The organism is Pseudoalteromonas sp. ATL1 (genome assembly GCF_058933015.1).
Genome location: NZ_JBZYXL010000001.1, coordinates 2,050,185 through 2,066,977, shown reverse-complemented (window position 1 = coordinate 2,066,977; position 16,793 = coordinate 2,050,185). Strand labels below are relative to the sequence as shown.

General features: G+C 43.3%; 10 protein-coding genes and 1 pseudogene. 5 read left to right on the top strand and 6 right to left on the bottom strand.

What is annotated here, in order from left to right:
* The gene (locus tag AC5FX4_RS09290; protein ID WP_493606137.1) at positions 1–1,017 is read left to right on the top strand and encodes a hypothetical protein; all 1,017 of its coding nucleotides are present in this window, start codon (positions 1–3) and stop codon (positions 1,015–1,017) included.
* 80 nt (positions 1,018–1,097) lie between these two features.
* Here the strand turns inward: AC5FX4_RS09290 and AC5FX4_RS09285 are convergent.
* From AC5FX4_RS09285 to AC5FX4_RS09270, 4 genes and pseudogenes are all read right to left on the bottom strand, one after another.
* Positions 1,098–1,643: pseudogene (locus tag AC5FX4_RS09285) on the bottom strand (group II intron maturase-specific domain-containing protein); the annotation flags it as partial.
* Positions 1,644–1,966: 323 nt separating this feature from the next.
* Complete coding sequence (locus tag AC5FX4_RS09280; RefSeq protein WP_493606136.1) at positions 1,967–3,382, bottom strand: FAD-dependent oxidoreductase; 1,416 nt, start codon at positions 3,380–3,382, stop codon at positions 1,967–1,969.
* Between the two features lie 8 nt (positions 3,383–3,390).
* On the bottom strand, positions 3,391–7,845 hold the full coding sequence (gltB, locus tag AC5FX4_RS09275) for a glutamate synthase large subunit (protein WP_493606135.1): 4,455 nt from the start codon (positions 7,843–7,845) through the stop codon (positions 3,391–3,393).
* 513 nt (positions 7,846–8,358) lie between these two features.
* The gene (locus tag AC5FX4_RS09270; RefSeq protein WP_476291377.1) at positions 8,359–8,706 is read right to left on the bottom strand and encodes a Grx4 family monothiol glutaredoxin; all 348 of its coding nucleotides are present in this window, start codon (positions 8,704–8,706) and stop codon (positions 8,359–8,361) included.
* Positions 8,707–8,945: 239 nt separating this feature from the next.
* Between AC5FX4_RS09270 and AC5FX4_RS09265 the strand changes: the two genes are divergently transcribed.
* The 4 genes from AC5FX4_RS09265 (at position 8,946) to AC5FX4_RS09250 (ending at position 14,500) form a co-directional block, all read left to right on the top strand.
* Positions 8,946–9,527 carry a superoxide dismutase gene (locus tag AC5FX4_RS09265; RefSeq protein ID WP_476291379.1) on the top strand — a complete coding sequence of 194 codons (582 nt, stop codon included), beginning with the start codon at positions 8,946–8,948 and terminating at the stop codon, positions 9,525–9,527.
* Between the two features lie 206 nt (positions 9,528–9,733).
* A complete protein-coding gene (locus AC5FX4_RS09260; protein WP_493606134.1) occupies positions 9,734–11,656 on the top strand; it encodes a PrkA family serine protein kinase in 1,923 nt (640 codons plus the stop codon).
* 27 nt (positions 11,657–11,683) lie between these two features.
* Entirely contained in the window at positions 11,684–12,967 is a 1,284-nt protein-coding gene (locus tag AC5FX4_RS09255; RefSeq protein WP_493606133.1) for a YeaH/YhbH family protein, read from the top strand.
* An 18-nt stretch (positions 12,968–12,985) separates the two neighbouring features.
* The gene (locus AC5FX4_RS09250; RefSeq protein ID WP_493606132.1) at positions 12,986–14,500 is read left to right on the top strand and encodes a SpoVR family protein; all 1,515 of its coding nucleotides are present in this window, start codon (positions 12,986–12,988) and stop codon (positions 14,498–14,500) included.
* Positions 14,501–14,530: 30 nt separating this feature from the next.
* Here AC5FX4_RS09250 and AC5FX4_RS09245 read toward each other — a convergent pair whose 3' ends face one another.
* Positions 14,531–15,526, bottom strand: a complete 996-nt coding sequence (locus AC5FX4_RS09245; RefSeq protein WP_493606131.1) for a GGDEF domain-containing protein — start codon at positions 15,524–15,526, stop codon at positions 14,531–14,533.
* Between the two features lie 4 nt (positions 15,527–15,530).
* Positions 15,531–16,535 (bottom strand): response regulator, encoded by a 1,005-nt coding sequence (locus AC5FX4_RS09240; RefSeq protein ID WP_476291389.1) that lies wholly within the window; start codon positions 16,533–16,535, stop codon positions 15,531–15,533.
* Between the last annotated feature and the right edge of the window lie 258 nt (positions 16,536–16,793).

Here is a 16,793-nt window from a genome sequence, read left to right as displayed (position 1 = left end):
TTGAACATTGATGGAATATTGAAAATTAGCTTCATGCCTCGTGACTATAGTGGCGATGAGGCCTATATGCGTAATATAGATATTGAAGCCATTAAACAACTTGCACAATTGTATTCATCAAACATTATTACTTGGGATGAGGTTGAGTATAAGTCAACTATACACTGGGTTACGTTAGTTGAAATTATCGAAGAGAGCTATGATCCAAATGGACGCTTTTATACTGAGATCGACGGAAGTATTTACAAAGTTATAGCAAAAATTAAAACAGATGAAGACAGTAGTGAACTTGCCCCGTTAGAGTTGCCTGTTAAGGTCGCTATTACTGACAATGAAAATCACCATAAAGATATTCTTGCTTTTAAAAAGCTACTAATGGATATTTTTCTGATTGCGAACTTGAGTGTTCCTGGCCTTTTAGATTTTTTTAATGCGCGATTGGAGTTGGATGGAGAAGAGTACAAATTACAACTTTCCAATTTTTATTTCCAACATTCTGTAAATGCAGAGTTCGAAAAGGCTATTGCATTCCCAACTATAATTCAGATTCCTCAAGTAAAGTCTTGGTTTGACAATTTAGATATTGGGTTGCTGATGAAATCTGAACATTCAATTGAACGTTCCCTATTTTCTCTACTACATATATGCAGAATGGATGCAGATATCAGTATGGTTACATGGATTTTCCATGCATTAGAAGCTATTTATGGAACCAAAGCTGGTAGAGGCTTTAATGATATTAAAGAAAAAGCAGTATTTTTATTATCTGTTCCAGTCAATAAACAAAAAGCATTAGGTAAAAAACTCCGCGAGCTTAATGACTTACGAAGTTCATTTGTTCATGGGGGCTATAAGGTTGCGCATCCACTAGACTTTGAAACAGAAGATAGAATTTTCGATTTAACGAATTTTGGTGTTGCATTAATTATATGTAGTATTCAGCAATTGATTTCCAAAGGCTGGGTCGAACTAACTGTTACAGAAGTCTACGGTGGAATAAGTCAAGAATATTCCTAATCGGGTAGCCGAGGGTATCTAGCCCTCAGCCCCCACAACACCCTGCATGCGGGTCCGCACAGGGCGTTTCATCTAACAGATTACCCGTTTGGGTAATGCACTTTTATCCATCCGTCTCTGAGTGAATATAGTCCCTCATTTTTCAGATAATTTAAGCTTAAAGCCTGTTGAATACCGGGTGTTTTGGAACTGCGCCAAGGTCCTTTACTTGTGATGCCACAGGCAACGGCTGCTTGCACATGAACTCCACGCTTCATCAGGTTTCTTACTTTAGTTCTCGGTTTTCGCCATTGTCGCCAGTAACACATCCTGATCCTGCGCCTTATCCATTGGTCTAGGTCAACACATTGCTGGTATGCGTTCGCAATACCAAAGTAATTGATCCATCCGCTTAGATATTGGCTTAATTTAAACAACTGATATTGCATGCTCACGCCCCAATTACGGTTAGTTAAAATGCGTACCTGTCGCTTAAATTTATGCAGAGTTTTGTCATGCCATTTGATTGCTCCACGTTTAAAGGTAAACCCTAAGAATTTACTTTGTGTGGTGTTAACCACCTGACTTTTATCCGTGTTAACAAGCAATTTGAGTTTAGTTTCAAGGAACCGAGTATTTGAATTAAGGTCGCTTGAACAACACGGTAATTCGGGTTGTTTCAAAGTAAATATATAACTTTTTTCGGATGGCGGCACTGCGCGCCTTATACCGACCTACACCAAAAGGTAGGTTGGTTAAGCCGAAGGCGCCACCCAACAAAATTTCAGATTTACGCCTTGAAGCTCCACTTCTGGCACTTTCCAACCCAAAATTCAGCTCCAATTGTCGCTTTTAACCAAGCGTTTAGATAAGTGCTTCACAAAACTCACCTACAAACCCCAACAAAAAAGCCCGCTGTTGCGGGCTCGATGGTCTTACTACTTAGTTTGAAAACTCGTCTTCAGAGTTACTAAACATCCAAATAATCTAAAATACCTTCCGCAGCATTACGGCCTTCGAAGATGGCGGTAACCACTAAGTCGGAGCCGCGCACGGCATCACCACCGGCGAAGATTTTTGGGTTGCTGGTTTGATGGGTAAATTCGCCTTTTTCTGGTGCCTCTATGCCGCCCCAGTGGTTAATTTCCACATCGTATTGCGCTAACCACTCAAGGCTATGTGGTTTAAAACCAAATGCCATCAATACCGCATCCGCTTCTAACACATGCTCAGAGCCTGCCACCTCTTCGGCGCGACGACGACCATTGGCATCGGGCTCACCGAGTTTGGTTTGCACCATTTCAACGCCAGTGACATGACCTTGCTCGTTCACCAAAATACCTTTTGGTTGCAGGTTAAATTTAAACTCTACCCCTTCTTCTTTGGCATTTTTAACTTCGCGACGAGAGCCGGGCATGTTTTCTTCATCTCGACGATAGGCACACACAACCGATGCGGCGTTTTGTCTAACAGACGTACGCACACAGTCCATTGCCGTGTCGCCACCGCCGAGTACCACGACCTTTTTGCCTGCCATATCAATAAATGGCTGTTTTGACTCGTCATAGCCCATCACACGGTTGGTATTGCCAATCAAAAATGGCAGTGCGTCATACACCCCTTGTGCATCCTCATTCGCCAGTCCACCGCGCATGCTTTGATAAGTGCCCACCCCCACGAATACCGCATCGTATTGCAACAACAACTCATCCATGCTGATGTCTTTGCCCACTTCCGTATTCAGTTGAAACTCAATGCCCATTTCTGTGAAGATCTCTCGGCGTTTTTCCATCACCGATTTTTCTAGCTTGAACGATGGAATGCCAAATGTTAACAAGCCGCCAATTTCAGGGTTGCGGTCAAACACGACTGGTTTAACGCCGTTTCTAACCAGAATATCGGCACAGCCTAAGCCCGCTGGGCCAGCACCAATGATCGCCACTTTTTTATCGCTCCACACCACATACGACATGTCAGGCTTCCAGCCTTGTGCAAAAGCCGTATCGGTGATGTATTTTTCGATATTGCCTATGGTGACCGCGCCAAACTCTTCGTTCAACGTACAAGACCCTTCGCACAGTCTATCTTGTGGGCAAACGCGGCCGCACACTTCCGGTAAACTGTTAGTACGATGAGACAGTTCCGCCGCCTCAAAAATACGTCCAGTGCGAATTAACTTCAGCCACTGCGGAATATAGTTATGTACAGGACATTTCCATTCACAATATGGGTTACCGCAATCTAAGCATCGGTCAGATTGCGAGTTAACTTGGCTTTCTGAAAATGGCTCATAAATTTCTACAAATGACTGCTTACGTGTTGAAATCGGCTTTTTACGCGGGTCAACACGCTGCACGTCGATAAATTGATATACGTTCTCGCTCATACTTCCCCCTATTGAGCCTGCACACGAAGCTCAGCGCTACTGCGCGCTCTATGCCCTAATAGGCTTTTTACATCACTAGACTTTGGCTTTACCAATTTGAACATCGGCAGATATAAATCAAAGTTTGCTAAGATCTGCTCAGCTCTCGATGAACCAGTAAAATCAAGATGCTCTGCAATGAGTCCACGTAAATGCTCTTGATGTGAGGCCAGTTCGGTTAACTCAACCACTTCAACCAGCTCCGGGTTGATGCGCTTTTCAAAGTCGCTATTTTCATCCAGCACGTAAGCAAAACCGCCGGTCATACCCGCACCAAAGTTCACACCGATTGAGCCCAGTACGCATACCACACCGCCAGTCATATATTCGCAGCCATTATCGCCCAAACCTTCCACCACGGCTTGAACACCAGAGTTACGAACCGCAAAACGCTCGCCTGCTCGCCCTGCCGCAAACAACTTACCGCCCGTCGCTCCATACAAGCAGGTATTACCCATGATGGTGGCTTGATGACTGGCAAAACTTGAGCCCATAGGCGGACGGATCACCAGCTTGCCACCAGCCATGCCTTTACCGACATAGTCGTTGGCATCGCCAACGAGTGTCATTTCAAGGCCACCGGCGTTCCACACACCAAACGATTGGCCTGCGGTACCGTGCAGCTCTATTGCAACTGGGTCAGCCGCCATCCCTTGGTTACCGTGCAAACTTGCAATATAACCAGAGAGCATCGCACCAACAGAACGGTCGGTATTGCTAATACGATTAACCAATGAAATGCCCGACTTGCTATCAATTGCCTGCTTAGCTTTATCAAGTAGCAACTCGTTGAGTTCCCCTTGGTAATGCGACGTGTTAGGTGCAGAACAATAAACCGTTTCACCCGTTGGATTGTTTGGTTTAGCAAGTAAGCCTGACAGGTCTAGTTTGCTCTGCTTGGCTGTACGCCCTTCGATCATTTCAAGTAAATCAGTGCGGCCAATTAAATCAACTAACTTAGTTACCCCAAGCTCAGCCATTAATTCACGCGCCTCTTGGGCAATAAACTTGAAGTAGTTCATCGCCATTTCTGGTAAGCCGTGATAATGCTTCTGACGCAGTGTTTCGTCCTGCGTTGCGACACCTGTCGCACAGTTGTTCAGGTGACAAATTCGCAGATATTTACAACCCAGCGCTACCATAGGGCCTGTACCAAAGCCAAAGCTTTCAGCCCCCAAAATCGCGGCTTTAACAATATCTAAACCGGTCTTCAAACCACCGTCTGTCTGCAAACGAATTCGATGACGTAAACCGTTTTCCACAAGAGCCTGCTGTGTTTCTACTAGGCCAAGCTCCCACGGGCTGCCCGCATATTTCACCGAGGTGAGTGGGCTTGCGCCCGTGCCACCATCGTAGCCCGCGATGGTGATCAAATCCGCGTAAGCTTTTGCTACACCAGTGGCAATCGTACCCACCCCTGGCTCAGACACCAACTTAACGGAGATCATCGCACTTGGATTAACCTGCTTGAGGTCAAAAATCAACTGAGCCAAATCTTCAATTGAATAAATATCATGATGTGGCGGTGGCGAAATTAAAGTCACCCCCGGTACCGAATAACGCAATTTTGCAATGTAAGGCGTTACTTTTTCGCCAGGTAATTGACCACCTTCGCCCGGTTTTGCGCCCTGCGCCACTTTAATCTGGATCACATCCGCACTTTGTAGGTAATGGGGCGTTACCCCAAATCGACCAGACGCGACTTGCTTGATACGTGAGTTTTTCTCGGTACCAAAACGCAGTTTGTCTTCGCCGCCTTCGCCGGAATTTGAACAACCGCCTAAGCGGTTCATCGCGATCGCCAAAGCTTCATGTGCTTCAGGCGATAACGCGCCAATACTCATGGCCGCAGAATCGAAGCGTTTGTATAACTCAGTGGCGGGTTCAACATCGTCAATGCTAACCGGCGTTTGTTTTTTCAGCGCCAGCAAATCACGCAAGTTGGTGATCGGACGGTTGTTCACCAAGTCAGCGTATTTTATGTAATCGTCGTAATTGCCCGAACGTACAGCCACTTGTAAGGCCTGTACTACATCTGGGTTGTACGCATGGTATTCACCACCATGCACATACTTGAGTAACCCACCATGGCTGAGTAGTTTGCGCTTGCTAAAGGCCAATTTGTGTAATTTAGCTTGGTCTTGCTCAAAGTCTTCAAAGCACGCACCTTGAATGCGGTTTGCAACGCCTTTAAAGCACAGCTCAACCACGTCATTCGACAAACCCACCGCTTCAAACAACATTGAACAGCGATACGACGCGATGGTGCTAATACCCATCTTCGACATGATCTTGTACAAGCCTTTGTTGATGGCGTTACGATAAGCAAGCGTAACTTCACGGTAAGTTTTTTTGATCACCCCACTATCACACATGGCAACGAGTGATTCGTAGGCCAAATACGGATAGATAGCGGTAGCACCAAAGCCAAGCAACACAGCAAACTGATGTGGATCTCGTGCACTGCCCGTCTCAACAATAATGTTCGAGTCACAACGTAAGTTGGTATTCACCAAACGTTGTTGCACCGCCCCTACAGCCATTGCGGCAGGAACTGGTAGCATATCTTCACTGACGTCACGGTCGCTCAAAACAACCATCACACACCCTGCGCGCGCCTTTGCTTCAGCTTCATCACAAATGCGGTTAATTGCAGCTTTTAAACCCTCTTCAGGCGCGTAGTTAAGCGACACTTTACAAATTGAGTAGTGCTCATCATCAGCGTTACGCAATTGCTGCATGTCAGAATACGACAATACCGGCGAATCAAATTGCAAGCGCTTGGCATGCCCTGTCGTTTCGTTAAACACGTTTTGCTCACGACCAATACAAGTGGCCAAAGACATCACATGATTTTCTCGAAGCGGATCAATCGGTGGGTTAGTTACCTGCGCGAACTTCTGTCTGAAATAATCAAACAGTGAACGATAGCCTTCAGAGAGCACGGCAAATGGTGTGTCATCACCCATTGAGCCCGTGGCTTCTTGACCATTTTGTCCCATGATACGAAGCACTTGATCAAGCTCTTCGTTGCTATAGCCAAATAGTTTTTGATAAGTAAGCAGCATGGCATCATCAATGTCACGCCCGCCCGCTTGTGTTTCATCAAGCTGTTCAAAAGGCGTGAGTCGTTTTACGTTTTGCTCAAGCCATGCTTTGTAAGGATGGCGCGCTTTGAGGTCTTGATCGATCTCATCCGATTGCCAGATTTTACCATGTAGGGTATCAACGACTAATAGCTCACCCGGACCAACTCGGCCTTTGTCTATGACTTCATCGGCGGCGTAATCCCAAATGCCCACTTCCGATGCAAGCGTAATAAAGCCATCTTGAGTCAATACATAACGCGCTGGGCGCAGGCCATTTCTATCAAGGTTACAAGCAGCGAATCGACCATCTGACATCACGATACCCGCAGGGCCATCCCAAGGTTCCATATGCATGGAGTTAAAGTCATAAAATGCGCGTAAGTCTTCATCCATTGCGCGATTTTTCTGCCAAGCTGGTGGCACTAACATGCGCATCGCTCTGAACAAGTCCATACCGCCAGATAAAAACAGCTCCAGCATGTTATCCAAACTCGACGAGTCAGAACCTTCTTCATTTACAAATGGCGCAGCCGTTTGCAAGTCAGGTAATAATGGAGACGAGAACTTATAAGCACGCGCTCTGGCCCATTGACGGTTACCCGTAATGGTATTGATCTCGCCATTATGCGCTAAATATCTGAACGGCTGAGCTAGCGGCCAACGCGGTTGCGTATTGGTCGAGAAGCGCTGGTGAAACACGCAAATCGCACTGGTCATACGCATGTCTGCCAAATCCAAATAGAAGTTTGGCAAGTCGGCCGGCATCATTAAGCCTTTATAAACGGTTACAAGACCTGACAAGCTAGAAACATAAAATTGCCTATCATGCTCAAGACGCTTCTCAATTCGACGACGTGCAATATATAAACGGCGCTCTAAGTCTTTAGGACGCCAACCTTCAGGAGCGCTAACAAATATCTGCTCAAACTTGGGTAGCTGCTGCTTGGCAATGGGTCCTAGCATTGACGGTTCGGTAGGCACTTCTCGCCAGCCAACAATAGTCAGCGTTTCTTTTTCGAGTTCTTCATTAACTACTTTTTTGGCGGCGCTTGCCAATTCATGCTCTGCGTTTAAAAACAGATTACCAACCGCATAGTTTTTGCCTAAGTGCCATTGTTGCTCTGCCGCTATTGCACGGAAAAAGCTATCTGGCTTTTGTAATAATAAACCGCAGCCATCACCCGTTTTACCGTCTGATGCAATACCACCACGGTGCTGCATTCGGTCTAAACCTTGAATCGCTGTTCGGATCAATTTGTGGCTGGCTTGGCCGTTGATATGTGCTATCAGACCAAACCCGCAATTATCTTTTTCTAGTGCTGAGTCATATAACATGGACTCCTCCCCTTGCTACAACTGCCTGTTGATTACACTTCTAACGAGATTCTGGCAGATACTCAAAACTAGCGAGGTTTTAAAATGGAGTCAACACAATTATGAATACATATTCACAAACTTGAATATTTCTCATTGGTAAGACAAGTTAGCCTAAAACAATAAAAACACACTAATCGTCGTAATAAAAGCTTAAAAAAGCAACATGACACCAGTGTCATTATGAATAAACAGTAAACAAAATGAACTCGCGATTCCAGTTTACGTAAACGTAAGGGTTGCAAAGATTGAATAATTATTCACTCAACATTCCTGTTTCTATAAGGGTAAGGCAAAGAGGGTTGCATATTATTCAACTCATCGATTGCAAGTTTATCGAAGAAAGGCAAATAAGAGATAGGACATGAGTGACGCGCACGTAATAGGAAATAAGGATGAACCTAATGCTTTTCTTCAGGCAATAAAAAGCCCAGCTTTAAACTGGGCTAATATCAAAATTCAAAAACTCACGAATTATTCCGCTGAGTTTTCTTCTTCCGTTTTGTACTTAGCTGCTGTTTCTTGGATCAGTGGCTGTAACTCACCACGTTGGAACATTTCAATGATGATGTCACAACCGCCAATCAACTCACCTTCAACCCATAACTGTGGGAACGTTGGCCAGTTCGCATAGTGAGGTAGCTCAGCTCGGATATCTGGGTTAAGAAGAATATCAACATAAGCAAATTGCTCACCACAAGCCATTAAAGCTTGAGAAGCTTGTGAAGAAAAACCACAGTTTGGTAATTTAGGAGAGCCTTTCATATATAAAAGAATTGGGTTTTCAGAAATTTGCTGTTTAATTTTATCAATGGTTTCCATCTTTAACCTCAAAGTGACGATAACGTTTGGTCGATGATACTTTCACAAGCTTGATTTATCATCAGTAAGACCATATTTACGAATAGTATTAAGGCAACGCCATTGCTGTTTGCCAAAACTTGAGTAAAATACTCGGGAATTATAGTATCATTATAATGCTAGCAGGTATAGAACAGTAGGCTGCAGTCGACTATGTTTCGTACTCTTGCTGACATTTAAACAACAAAATGGAGATTAAAATGGCATTTGAACTACCGTCACTACCTTATGCAATCGATGCACTTGAGCCACACATTTCTAAAGAAACACTTGAGTTTCACCACGGCAAACACCACAACACTTACGTTGTAAAACTTAATGGTTTAGTTGAAGGCACTGAGTTAGCGAACAAAACCCTTGAAGAAGTAGTATGTAGTTCAGAAGGCGGTGTTTTCAATAACGCAGCACAAATCTGGAACCACACTTTCTACTGGCACAGCCTATCACCAAACGGCGGTGGCGAGCCTACTGGTAAAGTAGCAGAGCTTATCAATGCTAAATGGGGTTCATTTGCGGCATTCCAAGAAGCATTCAATGACAAAGCAGTGAACAACTTCGGTTCAAGCTGGACTTGGTTAGTACAACTTGCTGACGGTTCTTTAGATATCGTTAACACTTCTAACGCAGCAACACCACTAACTGATGCAGGTGTTACACCTATTCTGACTGTTGATTTGTGGGAACACGCATATTATATCGACTACCGCAATGTTCGTCCTGACTACCTGAAAGGTTTCTGGGCACTTGTTAACTGGGAATTTGCAAACGCGAACCTAGCTTAACAATTGATGGTGAAATCACCGTCATTATTATTGCACAAAAAGGCACTTTAGGTGCCTTTTAATTTATCTCATCCCACTCCCCCAAATGCATTAAATATTTGGAATTTTTAGGCAAATTCTAAATATCAAGACTAAGCTTAAAGTAACCTTTTTCCTTTCCTAGATTAAACAGCTTTCTTTAAATAAGCAGGTTACTGGAGGTCGTCATGACGATATTTGAACACTACCAAGCCAGATACGAAGCAGCGCAAGAAGAAGAGTACACAATCGCTGAATTTCTTGAGATCTGTAAAGATGATAAATCGGCTTATGCAAGCGCCCCTGAACGATTGCTCATGGCGATCGGTGAACCTGAAATGGTAGACACAGCCAGTGATGCCCGCTTAAGCCGGATATTTTCTAACCGTGTTATTGGCCGCTACCCCGCGTTCAGCGAATTTTATGGCATGGAAGATGCGATAGAGCAAATTGTCTCTTACCTCAAACATGCCGCACAAGGCTTGGAAGAATGTAAGCAAGTGCTGTATTTACTCGGTCCGGTAGGTGGTGGTAAGTCTTCCATTGCTGAAAAACTTAAGTATTTGATGCAACAGGTACCAATCTACGCTATCAAAGGATCACCCGTTAACGACCACCCTTTGTCACTATTTAATCCAATTGAAGACGCTGAATTACTCGAAAAAGAATATGGTATTAAACCTCGTTATCTAAAAACCGTCATGTCGCCTTGGGCAACCAAACGCTTGCACGAGTTCAATGGGGATATCAGTAAGTTCAAAGTCGTGAAACGTTATCCGTCAATATTGGATCAAGTTGCGATTGCAAAAACGGAACCGGGTGATGAGAACAACCAAGATATTTCAGCACTGGTTGGTAAAGTGGATATCAGAAAACTAGAGCACTATGCTCAAAACGACCCTGACGCATACTCCTATTCGGGCGCTTTATGTTTAGCAAACCAAGGCCTTATGGAGTTTGTTGAAATGTTTAAAGCCCCCATCAAAGTGCTACACCCGCTTCTTACCGCAACGCAAGAAGGCAACTATAACGGGACTGAGGGTATTTCTGCATTACCATTCAGTGGCATGATTTTGGCGCACTCGAACGAGTCGGAATGGCAAACGTTTAAAAACAACAAAAACAATGAAGCATTTTTAGATCGTGTTTATATCGTTAAAGTACCTTATTGTTTGAGAGTGTCTGAAGAAGTTAAGATCTACAATAAGTTAATTGAGAATAGTGAGTTGTCTGTCGCGCCTTGTGCGCCTGGCACGCTCGAAACTTTAGCAAAATTTGTAGCACTTTCTCGTATCAAAGAGCCTGAAAACTCTAGCATTTACTCAAAAATGCGTGTGTATAATGGTGAAAGCCTCAAAGACACCGATCCGAAAGCAAAGTCATATCAAGAATACCGTGACTATGCTGGCGTTGATGAAGGTATGACCGGTCTATCTACACGCTTTGCATTTAAAATACTATCTCGTGTATTTAACTTCGACCATGCTGAAGTTGCAGCCAATCCAGTTCACCTATTTTATGTACTTGAACAACAAATTGAACGTGAGCAATTCAACGCTGAAGTACAAGAGCGTTATTTAAGCCATTTGAAAGGTTACCTCATTCCTCAATATGTAGAGTTTATTGGTAAAGAGCTGCAAACAGCTTATCTTGAATCTTACTCTGAATATGGCCAAAACATCTTTGACCGCTACGTTACGTATGCTGATTTTTGGATCCAAGACCAAGAATATCGTGACCCAGATACTGGCCAGCTATTTGACCGTGCCGCGCTTAATGCAGAGCTTGAAAAAATCGAAAAACCGGCAGGTATTTCAAACCCTAAAGACTTCCGTAATGAAATTGTGAACTTTGTGCTACGTGCCAGAGCGCATCACAATGGTCAAAACCCAGTTTGGACAAGCTACGAAAAACTACGCACTGTGATTGAGAAAAAAATGTTCTCAAATACAGAGGAGTTACTACCTGTCATCTCATTCAACGCAAAAACATCTGCGGAAGATCAGAAGAAACACGAAGACTTTGTTAATCGTATGGTTGAGAAAGGCTATACACAGAAGCAAGTTCGCTTACTCTCTGAATGGTATCTAAGAGTTAGGAAATCACAGTAATACGATTAGAGACTGAGAGGGTGATTTATGGCGCATTTTATAGACCGTCGCCTGAACGGTAAAAATAAGAGCACGCTGAACCGACAACGCTTCATTAGACGCTATAAAAAGCAAATAAAAGAAGCCGTGTCGGATGCGATAAACAAGCGAAGTGTCACCGATGTCAGCAGTGGAGAAAGTATTTCTATTCCGCAACGCGACATCAGTGAGCCTGTTTTCCACCAAGGTAAAGGGGGGGATCGAGAAATGATCCACCCCGGTAATGACCAATTTAGTACAGGGGATAAAATTCAGCGCCCACCTTCTGGCCAAGGTGGTGGTTCTGGCCCTGGTGATGCTAGCGATCAGGGTGAAGGTCAAGACGATTTTGTGTTTTCAATTTCAAAAGACGAGTACCTGGACCTACTCTTCGAAGATTTGGAGCTACCTAATCTACAACAAAGTCAGTTAGACAAGTTAGTGCAAATGAAAACCCATCGAGCTGGCTTTTGTAACGATGGTATGCCGAGTAACTTAGATATTGTGCGTTCGTTGCGCGGCTCTCTAGCTCGAAGAGTAGCCATGTCAGCGTCGAAAAGACGCAGGCTCGCAGAAGCACAAGAAGAGCTGGCCGCATTATTAGAAGAGCCAGTACCTTCACAGCAAAAAATTGAAGAGCTAAAAGCTGAGATTGAAGAGCTTAAACAGAAAATAGCCGCAGTGCCGTTTATTGATAATTATGATTTAAGATTCAGAAATTATGAGAAGCGCCCTCACCCCACCAGTAAAGCTGTCATGTTTTGTTTGATGGACGTTTCAGGGTCGATGGATCAAGCCACTAAAGACATGGCAAAGCGCTTTTACATATTGCTATATCAATTTTTAACTCGCACCTACAAAAACATAGAAGTGGTTTATATACGTCACCACACTCAAGCCAAAGAGGTGGATGAACAAGAATTTTTCTACTCACAGGAGACTGGCGGCACCATTGTATCGAGTGCATTAAAGTTAATGGATGAGATCGTAAAAGAACGATACTCGCAAGGTGATTGGAATATTTACGCAGCACAGGCATCTGATGGTGATAATTGGGCCGATGATTCTCCACACTGCACCGACATTATGACCAATAAGCTACTTAAAGCAGTAAGATACTATGCATATATAGAGATCACAACGAGGGCGCATCAGAGCCTATGGCGCGAATACCAAGCAATCGCTAACACCCATGATAACTTTGCTATGCAGCACATACGTTCGGTTGAGGACATATACCCTATCTTTAGGGAGCTGTTTAAAAAGAACCGTCAACAACAAGGCGCTGCTTAGCGACATCGGAGGGAGCTTATGAGTTATAACCCAATGAATGATGGGCCAGATTGGACCTTTGATTTACTTGAGGAATATCAAGCAGAGATAGCGAGAGTTGCACAGCACTATCGATTAGACACTTATCCAAATCAAATAGAGGTGATCACTGCGGAACAAATGATGGACGCGTATTCAAGTGTTGGTATGCCTATTGGATACAGTCACTGGTCATTCGGGAAAAAGTTCATTGCAACGGAACAAAACTATAAACGCGGACAAATGGGTCTTGCTTACGAAATTGTCATTAATTCTAACCCTTGTATCGCCTATTTGATGGAAGAAAATACATTACCAATGCAAGCCTTGGTGATGGCACATGCATGCTATGGACATAATTCATTCTTTAAAGGCAATTATCTATTCAAAGCTTGGACTGATGCATCGTCCATTATCGACTATTTGGTATTCGCCAAGAACTACATTACGCAGTGTGAAGAAAAGCATGGTATTGATGAAGTAGAAAATCTTTTAGACTCATGTCATGCCTTGATGAATTATGGTGTAGACCGCTATAAACGCCCGCAACAAATTTCAATGTATGAAGAACAAAAGCGTCAAAAGGAGCGCGAAGATTACCTCCAGTCACAAGTGAATGAACTATGGAAAACAATTCCGGTTAGTCAACAAGAAACACAAATGAAAAAAGTGCACTTCCCAAGTGAACCGCAAGAAAACATCCTTTATTTTATTGAAAAAAATGCGCCTTTACTTGAGTCTTGGCAGCGAGAAGTGATCCGTATTGTAAGGAAAATATCGCAGTATTTTTACCCTCAGAAGCAAACCCAAGTCATGAACGAAGGCTGGGCAACATTCTGGCACTACACGATTCTTAATCACCTATACGATGAAGGAAAGGTGTCTGATGCGTTCATGCTGGAGTTTTTACAAAGTCACACCAATGTGGTCTATCAGCCACCATACAATAGCAAGTTTTACTCTGGCATAAACCCTTATGCTTTAGGCTTTAATATGATGGTGGATATACGCCGCATCTGTGAAAACCCAACGGATGAAGACAAAAAGTGGTTTCCTGAATTTGCCGGTAGCAATTGGTTAGACACACTCCACTTTGCTATGGAAAACTTTAAGGATGAAAGCTTTATCAGCCAGTTCTTATCGCCTAAGTTAATTAGAGATTTTAAACTGTTTACGATTGTCGACAAACAAAGCTCAGCACACTTGGAAGTAGGCGCAATACATAACGATGAAGGCTATCAAATGGTACGCTCATCATTATCTGCACAATACAACTTGAGTAATCACGAACCTAATATTCAAGTGTACAACGTTGATATTAGAGGTGACCGTTCGCTGACTCTGAGATATGTACCTCAGAACGGTATTCCGTTGGCAGAATCAAAACAGGAAGTATTAAAACACCTTTACCGGTTGTGGGGGTTTGCCGTCAAATTAGAGCAAGTTGATGACAGTGGGGAAAAACAAATTATTGCTCAATGCCCTAATGAAGATAACAATGCTCAGACAAATTGACTCTTTGTTGCCAATTAAGCCTTCATACGCTTAATTGGCCTTTGCTCTCGCGTGGTTCTTTTTAAGCTCTTCTGTGTATTCACTTACTTGGTTTCGGCCTGTTGTTTTTGAGTGATACAACGCCATATCGGCCGCTTCAATCCATTGTTCATGTTTAGAGAACTCAGGGCTGTAGGTCGCAAAGCCAACACTCACCGTGATTTTTATCTCTTGCTCTTCATAGAAGATTGAAGACTTTTCAATGAGTTTACGTAGCCTTTCAGCAAACACTTTGGCACCTTCAGCATCCGTATCTACCAAGGTCACCGCAAACTCTTCTCCACCATATCGACCTGCGGTATCTGTTTCGCGTAGTGTTTTCTTTAATAGATCAGAAATATGTCGAATCGCTTCATCACCACCGCCATGACCATATTCATCATTGACCTTTTTAAAATGATCAATATCGAACATTAATAATGAACTACAGCCGTTATTTCTGCGAAGACGCATAAATTCGTTTCTCAAACCCGCTTCCCAGTAGCCCCTATTTGCAAGCTGTGTAAGGCTATCTGTGCGACTAATACGTTCCAGTTCGTGATTGGCTCTTTCCAATTCAACTTTGTTCATTGCTTCATCGGTTACATCATAAATGATGATGCATATGTGACCCACATCACCAGTTAACGTTGATAATGGAATGATTGTAGAGTTTTGGTACATATAATCCGCTTTGCCAGTAATAGGCCTGTAGTTTTTGAAGCGAAATATATAGGGTTGCTGCTCCCAGATGGTAAAAGAGCGGTTTTTTAACACAAACACCGCCTCTGCTTTAGAGCGAAACCACTTTTCGTCAATGCTCGGAAAAATATCAAATATATCTTTATCTTTCACTGCGCTCGGTAATAGGCCTGAGTGATTTTCCATAAACCCATTCCAAACACACACTCGGTATTCCCTATCCAACACCACAAGCCCAACGTCAACAGTGTTGAACATGTCCATTAACCAGTGTATTTCGTTCATTTCAAAATCGGCAGCAGGCATAATTCTAATCTTCTAATAAATAAGCAACTTTATATTTTAAAGTTTTCAGCGAGTCTTCTGTAAACAGTAGCATTAAATCGCAATTAATATCATGGTTTTCAATGCCGTAGCTAATTTCGATAGCGAGCGTTCTTTGCCAACGGTTTTTGTTGGCTTTAACCAAATCTGAAACATCACAGTGCTGACCTAATACAACGGGGTGCCCTTGGCTAAATGGCATGTCTAATTGCTTTGACAAGCCAGTCAAAATGGCGCCTATTAGGATGTTACTAATGTCCATCAAAAGCTCTAATTCTACTTTGTCGTTAAGCTCGCCCTGATAATTCATTAGCGAAGCAACTTCTTTAAAACTAGAATCGTTGAGCAGCAACAGCGCTTCGCCAGAAACACCTCCCCCGATAAAGCCCTGACAAACCCCAGATGTACTCGCGTTCGCGTCGATTGCTTGCAGTGCCATGTGAAGTTCGCTCACTTCCAAAACGTTAACATTTGGGATAGGTAACTCAACAAACACATTCAGCAAACGCGCGAGTAAATCGCCCGCTTGGCCCATGGCAACATTGGTTAATTCTTGGTATATATCTCTGATCTCTGGCTCTAATTGCTCGCCCAATTTATGAACTAGGCTCTCTCGGATCGCTCTGTCCCGAATGCCATGATGTTCAATAATTTCGACCAGTTTGTTGGCATCACAAGGCTTCCTAATAAAATCAATCGCGCCCAACTCCATTACGCGTTGATGCGCGTTTGGCTGAATATCACCAGACACTACCACCGTTAATACATTAAGCCCTTGCGTTTGAATCTCTTGTAGTACGCCGTAACCATCTAATTGCGGCATATTAAGGTCGAGGAATAATATCTCTGGAGAGAATTGTTTAATTTTCTCAATACAGTCAATACCGTGCTCTGCAAACTCTACTTTTATGTCCCAGTCACTCGGAAGCGAACGAGCTAATTGTCGTCTCGCTAATTTTGAGTCATCACATATTAAAACCAATGTTGACATAAAAACTCTCTTACATTGACAAACCACAATATTAATGAGATGTTATTAAATGGTTGCATTTATTATTTTTGGCATTTAAGATTTAAAATGCCGGCTATTTTTAACGCACATGTTAATAAAGTCAGCCCTGATTTACAACGAAATTCCCGTCACGTGCTTGGTGCATAGTTAACAGTATAATACACTCTTTAAGATTACGATAACCGACAGTAGGACTTGATTTATGATTAAATCAGCACTTCTCGCAGCGACCCTTTT